Annotated in this window: 13 protein-coding genes and 1 tRNA gene; 8 read left to right on the forward strand and 6 right to left on the reverse strand. The window is 43.4% G+C overall.

The window, feature by feature from the left end:
* Positions 1–11 precede the first annotated feature (11 nt).
* Together IQP38_RS20475 and IQP38_RS20480 are read right to left on the reverse strand one after the other, a co-directional pair.
* Positions 12–794 (reverse strand): slipin family protein, encoded by a 783-nt coding sequence (locus IQP38_RS20475; RefSeq protein ID WP_005373196.1) that lies wholly within the window; start codon positions 792–794, stop codon positions 12–14.
* A 10-nt stretch (positions 795–804) separates the two neighbouring features.
* The gene (locus IQP38_RS20480; RefSeq protein WP_005382635.1) at positions 805–2,181 is read right to left on the reverse strand and encodes an NfeD family protein; all 1,377 of its coding nucleotides are present in this window, start codon (positions 2,179–2,181) and stop codon (positions 805–807) included.
* A gap of 498 nt (positions 2,182–2,679) precedes the next feature.
* Here IQP38_RS20480 and IQP38_RS20485 point away from each other — a divergent pair, with 498 nt between their 5' ends.
* The 3 genes from IQP38_RS20485 (at position 2,680) to IQP38_RS20495 (ending at position 6,565) form a co-directional block, all read left to right on the forward strand.
* Positions 2,680–3,648, forward strand: a complete 969-nt coding sequence (locus IQP38_RS20485) for a cytochrome-c peroxidase (protein WP_005373180.1) — start codon at positions 2,680–2,682, stop codon at positions 3,646–3,648.
* The gene (locus tag IQP38_RS20490) at positions 3,641–5,998 is read left to right on the forward strand and encodes an ATP-binding protein (RefSeq protein ID WP_193837965.1); all 2,358 of its coding nucleotides are present in this window, start codon (positions 3,641–3,643) and stop codon (positions 5,996–5,998) included. Before IQP38_RS20485 ends, IQP38_RS20490 begins: the two co-directional genes overlap by 8 nt.
* A 99-nt stretch (positions 5,999–6,097) precedes the next feature.
* Positions 6,098–6,565, forward strand: coding sequence for an OsmC family protein (locus tag IQP38_RS20495; protein WP_193837966.1), 468 nt, complete (start codon positions 6,098–6,100; stop codon positions 6,563–6,565).
* A gap of 75 nt (positions 6,566–6,640) precedes the next feature.
* Here the strand turns inward: IQP38_RS20495 and gdhA are convergent, their stop codons facing one another.
* Complete coding sequence (gene gdhA, locus IQP38_RS20500; protein ID WP_017633658.1) at positions 6,641–7,993, reverse strand: NADP-specific glutamate dehydrogenase; 1,353 nt, start codon at positions 7,991–7,993, stop codon at positions 6,641–6,643.
* Positions 7,994–8,298: 305 nt separating this feature from the next.
* On the opposite strand from gdhA, the gene IQP38_RS20505 reads away from it, so the two are divergent.
* Positions 8,299–9,309, forward strand: coding sequence for a DUF2804 domain-containing protein (locus IQP38_RS20505; protein WP_064354710.1), 1,011 nt, complete (start codon positions 8,299–8,301; stop codon positions 9,307–9,309).
* Between the two features lie 7 nt (positions 9,310–9,316).
* Positions 9,317–10,174 carry a sterol desaturase family protein gene (locus IQP38_RS20510; protein WP_005373167.1) on the forward strand — a complete coding sequence of 286 codons (858 nt, stop codon included), beginning with the start codon at positions 9,317–9,319 and terminating at the stop codon, positions 10,172–10,174.
* A 16-nt stretch (positions 10,175–10,190) separates the two neighbouring features.
* Here the strand turns inward: IQP38_RS20510 and IQP38_RS20515 are convergent.
* Positions 10,191–10,265: transfer RNA gene (locus IQP38_RS20515), tRNA-Gly, on the reverse strand.
* Positions 10,266–10,636: 371 nt separating this feature from the next.
* On the opposite strand from IQP38_RS20515, the gene IQP38_RS20520 reads away from it, so the two are divergent.
* The 3 genes from IQP38_RS20520 (at position 10,637) to IQP38_RS20530 (ending at position 12,411) form a co-directional block, all read left to right on the forward strand.
* Positions 10,637–11,155, forward strand: a complete 519-nt coding sequence (locus IQP38_RS20520; RefSeq protein ID WP_005373165.1) for a DUF4136 domain-containing protein — start codon at positions 10,637–10,639, stop codon at positions 11,153–11,155.
* 87 nt (positions 11,156–11,242) lie between these two features.
* Complete coding sequence (locus tag IQP38_RS20525) at positions 11,243–11,680, forward strand: hypothetical protein (protein WP_322621761.1); 438 nt, start codon at positions 11,243–11,245, stop codon at positions 11,678–11,680.
* Between the two features lie 50 nt (positions 11,681–11,730).
* On the forward strand, positions 11,731–12,411 hold the full coding sequence (locus tag IQP38_RS20530; protein ID WP_115386592.1) for a DedA family protein: 681 nt from the start codon (positions 11,731–11,733) through the stop codon (positions 12,409–12,411).
* 124 nt (positions 12,412–12,535) lie between these two features.
* On the opposite strand, the gene IQP38_RS20535 is transcribed toward IQP38_RS20530, so the two are convergent.
* A complete protein-coding gene (locus IQP38_RS20535) occupies positions 12,536–12,859 on the reverse strand; it encodes a hypothetical protein (RefSeq protein ID WP_005373158.1) in 324 nt (107 codons plus the stop codon).
* A gap of 86 nt (positions 12,860–12,945) precedes the next feature.
* A complete protein-coding gene (locus IQP38_RS20540; protein WP_017633653.1) occupies positions 12,946–13,404 on the reverse strand; it encodes a hypothetical protein in 459 nt (152 codons plus the stop codon).
* Positions 13,405–13,715 lie beyond the last annotated feature (311 nt).

The raw sequence follows: 13,715 nt of genomic DNA on the forward strand, positions 1-13,715 counted from the left end.
GGGTCAGAACCTTACTTATCTTGTGTCTCTTTATTCTTTTTCACCGCTTCGGCGATATCACTGACAGCTTCGACAAGATTGATCGGCATTGGAAAAATAATAGTGGATGTTTTGTCTGTAGTGATTTCAGTGAGTGTCTGCATGTAACGTAATTGCAGTGCATTCGGTGCTTCGTTGAGCATTTGCGCTGCTTCTTTTAATTTATTTGAAGCCTCTAACTCACCAGTAGCGTGAATGATCTTCGCCCTACGGTTACGTTCTGCTTCTGCCTGACGGGCTAGGGCTCTGACCATGCTGTCATTTAAATCAACATGTTTGACTTCAACCGTAGCAATCTTGATTCCCCAGTCATCAGTCTGTTGATCGAGAATGGATTGTAAATCCTTATTGAGGCGTTCTCGCTCTGATAGCAATTCATCGAGTTCATGCTGACCCAATACCGAGCGCAGCGTGGTTTGTGCTAACTGACTGGTGGCATCGCTGTAGCTTTCAATATTGTTAATCGCCATTTGAGGATCGACTACGCGAAAATAAACGACCGCGTTGACGCGCACAGAAACGTTATCTTTGGTAATTAAATCTTGTGTCGGCACATCCAAAACGACAGTACGTAAATCAACCCTCACCATTTGCTGAATAAATGGGATAAGGATGATCAAACCAGGTCCTTTGACTTCTTGAAATCGACCAAGAAAGAACACAACCCCACGTTCGTATTCTCTCAAAACCTTGAACATTTGGGTCGCTAGTGCGAACAGCAGCACCACGATCACCGCAACGGTATAGAGCATCATAAAGCGCCTCCTATTTATTTTGGCGGTCATCAGGCATCACAGTTAAGGTCAGCCCTTTAACATTAACAATGGTGACGTGATCACCTTGTTTGAATTGTTGATGGTCTTTGGCTTTAGCTCGCCATAACGCACCGTTGAGTTGAACGCGTCCTTCGCCATCGATAAAGTCATCGCTTACCACGGCGACCTTCCCAGGGTAAGTCTCTAAACCCGTCGTTACACGCCGGCGACGAATTTTGAGCAGCAGGCCGACGGTCAGCACGATTAGAGCCACGGAAAATATGGCAATACCAAAAATCAAAGGAAGGGCGATCTGGAATCCTGGTAACTCACTGTCCATGAGAAATATCGAACCGAGTACAAAGGCGACAACGCCGCCTAAGCCCAAAATACCAAAGCTCGGGCTGAATGCTTCCGCTATCATTAGTGCAATACCGAGTAACAGCAGACCAAGACCTGCGTAGTTGACGGGCATCATTTGTAGTGCGTACATGGCAAGAAGCAGACAAATCCCACCTAGCACACCGGGTAAGCCAATTCCTGGGTTGTAAAATTCAAGAAGTAAACCGTAGATGCCGATGAGCATTAGAATGTAGGCAACGTTTGGATTGGTTATAACGGCTAGCATTTCTGCTCGCCAATCGGGTGTTCTTTCAATCCATACGGGATTTTCCAGTGACAATGTCACATCACGATTGTTAACTTTAACAGTTTGTCCATCAATGGCTTTGACTAAATCCTCTGGTGAGTTGGCTATATAATCAATAACGTTTAATTCCAATGCCTCTGTGGCGTCCAAACTCGCTGCTTCGCTCACTGCTTTCTCTGCCCACTCTGCATTTCGGCCATGAAGCTTTGCTAAGCCTTTAATATAGGCTCTAGCATCATTAATCACCTTTTTCTCCATTGCGGTTTTCGCGGGAACTTTCTCTGAACCTTCGTTGGTTCCTTCTGACGTTTCTTCCGCGTTTTGATCTTTGCCATCATCCGATGAAGGGGGCTGAGGGGCACCACCTAACGCGACGGGCGTTGCCGCGCCAAGGTTGGTGGCTTCAGCCATGGCGGCAACGTGGCTGGCGAGTAAAATGTATGTCCCTGCGCTAGCCGCTCTAGATCCTGACGGGCCAACCCAAGTCGCAATTGGAGTGGAGGAGGTGGTAATCGCGTGAATAATATCTCGCATTGCGCTATCTAAGCCGCCTGGTGTGTCCATCTCTAAGATCACTAAACTGACACCGTTTAGTTGAGCTTCTTCTATTTCACGAGATAAATAGTCGCTAGTAGCAGGCCCTATAGCGCCTTTGACAGGAACAATCCAAACAGTATTCGCCAGTGCTTGACTGGCCATCAAGAGTAAAGGTAAGAACCATATCCATAGTCGTTTCATGCAGTCCTCCTTGTGTGGTCACAGGGACTTTTTGAAATCCTAATTCAAGTATATCCAAATAACTTAGAGATGCTTGAGTATAGGTTCTAATGAATAAGCTGCCGAGGCTAATTAGGAGACTACTTTTTTATATATAAACGCTGTGTGAGATAGTAAACTAAAGCAAATTATTGGTAATTGTGATGTTTATGTTTATTGTTCAGCGTTTGATTAAGTTGGCCGTTATCTGTGCCGTTTTCTTTACTATTTTCGATCTGATCTCCTATGGAGAGGTGACTTGGTTTCAACGGTTTTTGGCTTTTCTACACTAAACTCAGATTTCAATACGTTAGCTACTCATAAGGCGATAGGTTTCTTCCTATTCGCCTTATTACTCCCTCTTCAACCAAAGCCTTAAACAAAGCAATACTTAACTCGTTTTTTCAACTTCCTGTCGGTGGAAAAAACGCCAAAATGCAACTAAATTCATATCAATGACAAGTTTAAGGTATGTAGTTGATGAGGCAATTCAGCGCAATCGCACTAGCTGTTGTAACACTCATTTTGAGCCAAACAACAACCGCAAGAAACGCGAAGATGTTAGGTGATATCTCCCTAGTTCAGCCCATACAGGGTGATCCTAATGTGGATATTAAGCTAGCGAGAATTGGCTGGCATCTCTTCCGCGATCCTCAATTATCGTCAAATGGTAATGTCAGCTGCGCGACATGCCACAATCTGCAAACCAATGGCGCTGAAAATACACCAGTCTCTACGGGGGTGAAAGGTGATGGAATTAGAAATTCTATAACAGTGTTTAATGCGGCGTTAAATTATCGTTTTTTATGGGATGGAACGGAAAACACCTTGATGGCTCAGATTGATGGTCCAATCCATAATCCAATGGAAATGGACTCAAACTGGCAAACAATAGAGCAATATGTAAAAGAGAGTGAACATTATCAAGCGCTATTTAGTCGTGACGATGAATTGCCGATTAACGTTCATAATATCAAGTCCGCTATTGTGGAGTTTGTTGAAGGGCTGCAGACGCCTGGCGCACCATTCGATGCTTACTTATTGGGTTACACGCATGTACTGAGTGAACAGCAAATCAGAGGTTGGAAAACATTTCAGACTTCAGGTTGTGTGCAGTGTCATCAGGGCAAAAATATCGGCGGAGCGATGATCCAAAGGTTCGCCTATTTCAAGGATAAGCCAGTAGTAGAGGACTCGGGCAGGCAACTCGTTACGATAGAAGATGAAGAGCGATTCTATTTTAGAGTAGCCAGTTTACGCAATGTCGCGCTAACGAGTCCTTATTTTCATAATGGGCAAGTCGATAAGTTATCCGACGCGATACAAATCATGGCTAAAACCCAGCTCGGTATAACGATGAACGATGAGAATGTCGCGGACATTGAAGCATTCTTGCAGTCGTTGACAGCACCTAGACCCATAATTTTAGAGGTGTTGGAAAATGAATAAATTCAAACTGATCAACTTTTGCTTTTTTATTGGGATACTGACGTGCTGCACACTGGCGTATATGTCGTATATGAATTCAAAAAACGCTCAAGAATTTCATGCAGGGCTAATGAATATCGGACATGAGTTGATTGAAGAGCGTGATGTTATCGTGAACCGATATGCCGTTGAAGATAGGAAAAACTATGAGTTAACAACATCTTTAGTAGAGATAGAAATCGCAGCACAGGCACTGTTGGAATCATCAAAGGCATCTGTTTGGTTTCCCGTGACACCCAATCGTATAAAAGTTAGGGATACGCTTGAACAGTTTAAGGAGCGAGTGCTTCAAACAACGTTGAAGCTTGATATGTTAATTGGTGTTCAGGTAGAAAATCGGTATGCATTACTCATGTTGTTCAATTTATATCAGCAAGATGTTTCTACCGAGCGCGGCCAATCATTGGGTGGCAGTCGTTATTTTGAATTTCTCAACCAGTTGCTTCTAACACAAACTGAAGTTGAGAGTGAAAAGGAAGCGAACTTCCTTAAGCGGCTTCAAACGAGTGATAAAAGAATTGAATTGCTGACGAATGAACTGCTTGATCACACCTATATTGAGTTTGTCGAAAGCTCAGAGCATCGGTTACTCAATATTGCTCAAAGTGAGGCGCGTTTTACGTGGTTGTTTGTATTTATCGCGGTGATGTTTCTAGTTAGCGCGTTTGTTTATCAGTCACATCACCGAATGCATAACTTAAAACAGTTGAATCTTGAAATTGAAGAGGCGAGAAACAAAGCCGAGCGAGCGGCAAAAGCGAAATCAAATTTTCTTGCTGCAATGAGTCACGAACTGAGAACGCCGATGAATGGCGTACTAGGGCTTTCTCAAATGATTGCAGAAGAGACCAAAGAGCCGACGACGAAAGAGCACATTAGGGTTATTCTTGACTCTGGCCAGCATCTGATGACTATCCTCAACGATATTTTGGATTTTTCTAAAGTTGAAGAAAACAAACTGGAATTTGAGCAAGCTAAGTTTAAGCTCGATCAAGTGCTTTCTCCGGTGTGTAGCGCAATAAAACCACTTGTTGATGAAAAAAATATCGAGCTAATCTTGGAAAACGAGGTTTCTGAATATACTGAATTTACTGGGGATTGTGCGCGTTTACGACAGATCTTATTTAATCTCGCCGGTAACGCGGTGAAGTTTACCAATGAAGGGCATGTGCTGGTTAGAACCGAGTTAGATGAATCGAATCAGTTGTTGGTCATGCGCGTGAGCGACACCGGTATTGGTATTGCGCCAGACAAGCACGAGCATATTTTTAACTCGTTTGAGCAAGCAGACTCATCAACGACTCGAAGGTTCGGCGGAACAGGGCTTGGGTTAGCCATCGTCAAAAAACTAACCGATTTGATGGGTGGCCATATTACTCTCAAGAGTATAGAAGGCGTTGGAAGTCAATTTATCGTTGAGTTGCCGATTCCTTGGGTAGAATCTGCTCCGAAAAAGCAGCAAGAAGCACCGAAACCTCGCGCAAAATCACACCATTTAAAGATACTACTTGCTGATGATAACCGTGTGAATGCCATTGTGGCAAAAGGGTTTTGCGAAAAGCTCGGGCATGAAGTGGATGTTGCAGAAAATGGATTAATCGCGGTTAAAAAGGCGAAAGAGAACGAGTACGACCTGATCTTGATGGACAACCATATGCCCGAGATGAATGGCGTTGAGGCGACACGCGTTATCCGACAAGAGTTAGGTATCAAGACATTACTCTTTGCGTACACGGCAGACGTATTTCGTGAAGCCCATGATAGCTTTATTGAAGCAGGAGCAGACCATGTGCTTACAAAACCGCTACAGCATGAGAGCTTTTCAGACGCTCTCAAACAGTTTGCAGCCAGACTCGAACCGAAACAGAATCCGCCACTAACGATTGACAGCAATGTGCTTCAGTTGCAACGTAAGCCAATCGAGAACTTAAGGTTAACAGAGGAAGAACTCTCCCGCTCAGGCATGTTTGCTTCTTTACGAGATGAGCCAGAAGCGCTCGACGAGCTGCTAAAAAGCATTATTGTCGATTTTGAGACATCTGTTGATGAGCTTATTGAATACTTTATGGCTGAAGACTTTGCTTCATTAGAGCTGACGTTGCACAAAACGAAAGGGATGGCACTGAACCTAAGTTTACCTATTTTGGCGAGCCAAACGGAGGCCCTGGAAACTCAACTTAAAGCCAACCAAAGTCCCGAGATTGAGCAGTTGCAGATGCTGATCAATCGGTTACAGGTCAACATCCATCAGTCTCATAGACTTTTGGATGATATCCAGAGGAACAATGCCGATCCTCAACAGATTTTATAGTCCCTGTGAGTGCGATGCTTTCCTTAACTCATTTTGTTGTGGTTTACTGTGGCAAGGACGGATAGTGTTGATTCGTCGTCGGAAAATCAGGGAGTTAGAATGAGTAAGCATTCCGCTTTAATCAAATGGCATCGTAAAGCTGGCGAAGAGTTTAAGGATAATAAGTATAGTAGGGCACACATTTGGCAATTTGATGGAGGGTTGCAAGTCCCAGCATCTCCATCTCCCCACGTAGTACCATTACCACTATCCGTAGAAGAAAATGTTGATCCAGAAGAAGCGTTTGTCGCGGCACTTTCTAGTTGTCATATGCTCGTTTTCCTGTCTATTGCAGCAAAGCGACGTTATGTTGTGGACAGTTACTTAGATGAAGCGGTGGGGGAGCTTGAAAAAGGCGAAAACGGAAAAGAGTGGGTATCAAAGGTGACGTTAAACCCTGAGATAACATTTTCAGGTGAAAAACAACCGACACCATCTCAATTAGAAAAACTGCACCACATGGCCCATGAGAATTGCTTTATCGCCAACTCCGTTAAAACAGAAGTGACAACGCTTATTGCGAATTAAGTGAAGCTCTTTATCGAAAGCGCGGCCTATTACAGAGTTATATTAAGCCAGCAGTCATCCTGCTGGCTCGTTCACCTAGACGACACCTTGCTCAATCATTGCATCAGCGACTTTTCTAAAGCCTGCAATGTTGGCGCCTAAAACTAAATTTCCAGGTTGGCCAAACTCTTTACTGGTTTCGTTTGCATTGATGAAAATATTCTTCATGATGGTTTGCAACTGACTATCCACTTGTTCAAACGTCCAGTTTTGCATGCTGGCGTTTTGCGCCATTTCAAGTTGACTGGTTGCAACACCGCCTGCATTGGCTGCTTTGGCAGGCCCATAAGCTATGTCTGAGTCCACGATAATATTGGCAGCATCACGGGTGGTTGGCATGTTCGCCCCTTCACTAATCAAAATACATCCGTTTTCGATAAGAGCCAGTGCGTCGTCTGACGTTAATTCATTTTGAGTCGCACAAGGGAAGGCAGCATCAGCCTGATATCGCCAAACAGCATGCCCTTCATTAGGATAGTCGCCCTCTGGTGTGTATTCTGCTTCAGGGTAAGTTTCTAAATATTCTTCTAAGCTTGCTCTTTTCACTTCTTTCAGTTGTTTGAGGAGCTTAAGATCAATACCGTGCTCATGATAGATCGTACCTCGAGAGTCGCTGCATGTAACCGGCGTTGCTCCCATATGGTACAGTTTTTCAATGGCGTAGATAGCCACGTTGCCAGCACCAGAAACGAGGCAAGTTTTCCCTTTCAATGAATCGTTGCGGTCGTTGAGCATGCATTCTGCAAAATAGACGGCGCCATATCCTGTCGCTTCTTTTCTGGCGAGTGAGCCCCCCCAAAGCAGACTCTTGCCTGTAAGCACACCTTCGTAGCGCCCCGTCAATCGTTTGTATTGACCAAACATATAGCCAATTTCGCGCGCCCCGACGCCGATATCGCCTGCGGGAACATCGGTGGCAGGACCGATATGACGGTACAACTCGTTCATAAATGATTGGCAAAATCGCATGATCTCGCCGTCGGATTTTCCTTTAGGATCGAAGTTTGAACCGCCTTTGCCGCCACCGATAGGAAGGCCAGTCAGTGCGTTTTTAAAGATTTGCTCAAAGCCGAGAAATTTTATGATGCTCGCATTGACTGAGTGATGGAATCTCAATCCTCCTTTGTACGGCCCCAAAGCAGAGTTGAATTCAACTCGATAACCTTTGTTTACTTGTACATTTCCAGCATCATCAACCCAAGGAACTCGAAACATGATTTGACGTTCTGGCTCGACGATCCTCTGGATAATCGCTTGTTCCTTATATTTATTATTGCCTTCTATTACCGGCGCGAGAGAAGTTAATACTTCTTCTACCGCTTGGTAAAATTCTTTTTGCGCAGGGCTACTGTGTTGCAACGCAACAATAGTATCGTGTATGTATGACATAGGTTTCTTCCTTGATGTGAATAAGCAATCAATTTATATGAATGTATTTCCATTAAATAGTGATTTTGACCAAGATTCAATGGTTGTAGTGGTATTTCCTGCGGATGAGAATGTGCAGCTTCTAACCCGGGCAGTGTTGGTTGAGATAGGTAGGGCGAGCTAAGTAAGCGGGTGGTTGAGTGATCAGTTTCACATATAACAAGCAGAAATCACTTTAGTCGATGTTGTTGTGCAGTTACGCAAATTGTTTATGTTAACGTCATGTTAAAGTTTGTGTGTGTGATAACTTGTGAAAAGACAACTATATGGATGAGCTTAAGGTTCTGAACTCGTTTATTCAGCAGAATGGTCTACCAGCGTTTGGCCACCTTGATGGAATTCCAACATCGTTACAGCTAGATAAATTTACCTACCTTGATGAGATGGATAAGCCAGTGTCTAAGTGGCGCCGTTACCGCGATTATAAGCAGTTTCAGTTCGTCAATTTGGTCACACCTGATTACGTCATTGGAGTAGCGATTGCTGATATACGGTATTTAGCATCCGGCTTTTTCTACCTGTTTGATATTAAAAAGAATAAGTTGATTGAGCAACAATGGTTGAAACCTTTTAATATAGGTTATCAAACTCAGCCTTCCAGTTGGTGCAGTCTTGCCCATCTTGCTAACAAAAGAGTTCAGTTTTCTATTAAGGATGGTATTTGGCACGTCCACTTTGTGACAGAGTCAGTCAATGCGGATCTCTATTTACGTCCAGAAAATATGAGTTTGCCATTAATGTTGTGTACGCCAACAGGTTATGCGGGTTGGACATATACTCAGAAGCACAATGCGTTAGCAGTAGACGGTAACTTGTTCATATTAGGAAAAGAGCAAGATCTTTCAGAGGTGGCTGCTGGTTACGATTTTTCCGCTGGGTACATGCGGCGAGAAACAAGTTGGCGCTGGGCGAGTATCAATTGCTTTGAGGATGACAGGCGTCTGGGGTTGAATTTGGCAGCTGGCGTTAATGAAACTGGCTATTGCGAAAATGTATTGTGGATTAATGGTCAGCGTCACTTTTTGCAACCTGTGCAGTTTCAGTTTTCACGAAGTGATGAAGGGCAAAAGTGGCATATTACGTCTGAAGATAAACGAGTTAACTTACAGTTCACGCCTTTGAATCGACGCTCAGAGAAGAAAAATTTTTGGCTTCTCAAAAGTAACTTTCGTCAGTACATCGGTTATTTCTCTGGCTATCTTATCGATGGAAATGGCATCAAACATCAGTTAGAAGAAGTTATGGGTCTTACTGAAGATCACTATGCAAAATGGTAGAAACATAATGGATTGGACGCAGTTGATGGACCGCCCAGAATTACTTCTGATGATTCTGGCTCCAGTTTTCTTTTTCTGCATGCTTGCCGAATATTGGTTCGGACAAAGAAGGGGACGCTTGCCTGAAAGCGCGACGTATTACTTCCCTGAAGTAGCGTGTAATTTTGTTCTTGCGGGCTTACACCAAGCGACAGACATACTCACGGGTTTACTGATTGCTCAGTTGTATTTGTGGTGGTTTGATTGGCGTTTGTTTGATATCGAAATGAGCGTCTCAGCTTTTCTTTTACTTGTTGTCCTGCAAGATTTTTTCTATTACTGGTTTCATCGGGCTAGCCATCGTATTCGTTGGATGTGGGCCGCGCACGTTGTTCATCACAGTTCGGAAAGAATGAACTTCAGTACCGCATTTCGTCAAAGTTTAATGTATCCGCTAGCGGGGATGTGGATTTTTTGGTTGCCCTTGGTGATTATTGGTTTTGAGCCAAAATGGGTTGTCTTCGTTGTGTTGTTTAATCTGGGCTTACAGTTTTTTGTTCACACCCAATCAATTCGTTCGCTCGGGCCACTAGAGTGGGTATTTAACACGCCGTCTCATCATCGCGTTCATCATGGTGTGAACCGTCAGTACATCGACAAAAATTATGCGGGTGTATTAATTATTTGGGATCGAATGTTCGGAACGTTTGAACCAGAGGTGGAAACGGTTCGATATGGGGTTTCTAAACCTGTAAACAGCTTTAATCCCATCCGCGTGACGTTTGCAGAATGGAAAGACATGTTTTATGACGTAACTCGACCAAACTTATCATGGAAACAACGCTGCCGCCGTTTGTTCGCTCCGCCATCGGATTTTTATGAGTAAATTGGGATAAAGAGATTGGAGCGGGCAGCGGGAATCGAACCCGCATCATCAGCTTGGAAGGCTGAGGTAATAGCCATTATACGATGCCCGCGCATCGATAGGACTCAGTTAATATGCCACACTGGACGAAAAAGAAAAGTCTTTTCTCATCAAATGTTTGTCAGTTGCCTAAAAAAGTAGCGGACTGATGTTAAAGTGTTCATTGTCTCTGGTTTTTTGTGGCACTCGCGATTCCGCTACTAAGCCTAGGGGCTTCCAATTAGGTCGTAAACACCGAATTCTTAGGTGTTTAGATGTTGATGATATTCAAGATTTTCTGTGTAAAGGTTAATCTCGTTTATTGAACAGTCACGTTTCATGGTCAAGACTAGATATTGAAATGATTACTTTTTACTGTTGATGCGTATGTATAACACAGGGTAATTCTGCTGAAACAGTCAGCTTAACCAAAGGAGATTTAACATGATGAGAGGTTTGATATTAGGGCTGGTGGTGATGCTGGTATCTGCTTGTACTACCGTTACAACCGATGTAGATAAACAAGCCGACTTTTCAGCTTACAGAACGTTTGACTTCGGTGCTCAGGCGGAAGCTCCTACCAGTATTGATGGTCGACGTATTGAGCAAGGGCTTGCTGAACAGCTTGAGAGTAAGGGTTTAATTAAGGTAAATAGTGGCGGTGACCTTTACGTACATCATGATATCGTAGAAGAATCCGAGCTTGTTTCTTCAGGATCGTCGGTGAGCTTTGGCTATGGCTGGAATAGCTTTGGTGTGATCACTTCAAGCCCAGAAAGATATAAAGAACGTAAGTATGGGAAGTTGGTGGTTGAACTGGTTGATGCAAAGGCTAATCAAGTCGTTTGGAAAGGCGTTTCAAGTCGTAAACTGTCTGAGTCAATGAGCTCTGAGAAAAGAGAATCTCTCATCCAAGAAGAAATCGCGAAGATGTTTGAAAGCTACCCTTACGGTGAAAAATAATTAGTATTCTTAACGATTAAGAATACTAATTGCCAATAGTTACGCACAGGGTTAAAAGAACTTATTATTTTGGTTTTGGTTATCTTTGTGCGTACGACTCTGATTGCTTTACTCGGACTACTTTTCTGCTTGCTGGCTCCGAGCATGAGCCTGGCGCACTCACACCCAAATTTTCTTTCCGTTCATAACCAGAATATCGCTGTTGACGCTAAGTCGAAGCGCTTTTCAGAACATCCTATCTCTCCAATACAACAAGACTATCCGAGTTTAAACAGCCGGAACATATTGAGGGTTAGCCATGCTAAGGAAATGAGCTCGAACGACGATGTAGAACCCGAATGGTTTGAAATGCTTGATGTAGCATGGTGGGCGCATCGTTCGGCAATTTACTCGATGAAGCGGCTAAAACGCATCGGCATTGAGACTTTAGGTTGTTGTATTAAAAGTATTTTTACTCACTTTAAATACAGAATCGGCGTGAGAAAAGAATCGAATTTCATATACCGCTTTATACATGCTCGCTAACACATTCCATGTTTTTGCAACTTTTGGTTAATTATGCTTAGGAGCGGTTTATGTTTGATTCGATCATTCAGGTCTTGAGTGCTTTTTGGCATCAAGATTTCACGGCGTTAATGGCGCCAGGCAGTGCAGGTTTGGTTTATTTTGTTGTTGCTGTGATTATCTTTTTGGAAAGTGGTTTTATTCCTGCTGCACCTTTCCCATGCGACAGTGTCGTCGTATTATCCGGTACGCTGGCGGCGGTTGGCGTCCTTGACCCAATTATGATCATGTTGGTGATAGCTGTTAGTGCGGGGTTGGGAAGTTGGGCGGCTTATTTACAAGGCAAGTGGCTAAATCGCTTACCTAAGGTCCAAGGCTGGGTGAGTGCGGTTCCTCAAAAGCGTTTGGAACAAGTCGACGTATTACTCAGTAAACATGGATTGGTTGCGCTTTTGTGCGCGCGGTTTATTCCGGTTGTTCGTTCCCTATTGCCATTAATGATGGGGTTGCGAGTGAAACGTATTAGTAAATTCCATTACTTTGCGTGGCTGAGTGCGATTTTATGGACGCTGATATTATGCGGTTTTGGTTCATTACTTCCTTTGCTACCGGAAAATATGAGCAAAGCAATCACAATGCTATTAATGGCGGCACCAATAATTACTCTTGTGATTGGAGTGCTTAGTTTCTTGTTTGTTAAAGCACGTCGAGCGTTCTGTAAACCCAAGGATGTGTCTGAGTTTTCTCAGTAAGTTTACTTGATTTGCACTTTTAAGCTTGTATGCAGATTAGACATCTAATCGACAGGTTTTTATCAGTAAAAAGAAAGGCGCATACATTGCGCCTTTCTTTTTGAGTGTCGTTAGGGTTTCGAATTTAATAGCCAATGCTATATAAGTATTCGCCAACTTCTTTGCACTGAGACTTGTAGATGTTCTCTACTTCAGACTCATTCTTATCTGCTGCTTTAAATTCAAGTTCGGCAGACGATAGCTGGTCAAAGCTGTAGTCTCTCTCAGACATTAAGTAGTGTCTGAACATCGCTCTGTGTTCCGGAACTGCAATACGTGCGTTAGAAACGTTGGCACACTCTAACAGAGTGTCGTTACTCATTTCTTCTGGCTTAGTTTCTGTGTTTGCTAAGGTTGAGCCCGCTGCAAATAGTAATGCTAGTGCGATGGTTGTAGCGATTCTTGTCATTATATGGACCTCAAATTGGTTCTAGTAACAATGAGCATATTGGTTCTTATCGTTACATTTTCGTGTTCTCTGTATGTCATAAAAAGTTAAACAACAGAGAAGGCGTTGCGACCATGAGTAAAGACGTACATTAAGTTCGCTTCCTTTCTTCCTGAGAGGCGATAAAGAGAGCGTTGACTCATGAGTCCGCCATAACTGTCTAGAGGTAAGCGAGATGCTTGTTTTGCCAACTCCAGTAGTGGTGGAGAAGAGAAAGCAATAAGTAAAAAATAATCAGGAGTAAAATCTGATGATAAAACGCCATCAGTAGCTGATGTTCGGCGACAGGAGACAAGCCCGAACAACTCGCGCTTTATATGTAGGTAGTAACTTTCTGAACCCCAAGAGCTCAGAGAAGCTGAGGCATGAAAATCAGTGTGTGCTAGCTCAAAATCGTCTTGTTGAGAGAGTTTAAGTAGGCGCTCGGAAGTGTAATGTTTGGTGTGGTGCCACTCATGCGCATATGAAGCTGTGATGAGCCCTGAAAGCAGGGACAAAGAAAGCATCAATAATATACGGTGTAGATAACGCAAGAAGTAACCCTAAACATATAAAGCCACAGTTACCCACCATGATTAAGGAATCTTAGTGGAACTATGATAACGATGAAAGCCAGTGTCTGATGAACTCCGCGTATACTAACGAGATGGAAGGGGGATGAACAGAGTTTTCTGATCGCACTTAGGTATATCAGCGAATAACACAATAATTTTTCGCTTTCGAGTAAGCGAAAATGGAAAGAGAGTCGTTGCACAAGGACGATTAAGCTAACAGGATTATTACTGGGGAAGAAATAGAATCTTCTTTTTCTTCCCCA

This window comes from Vibrio sp. OPT41 (assembly GCF_015163595.1).
In the GTDB taxonomy this organism is placed as follows: domain Bacteria; phylum Pseudomonadota; class Gammaproteobacteria; order Enterobacterales; family Vibrionaceae; genus Vibrio; species Vibrio alginolyticus.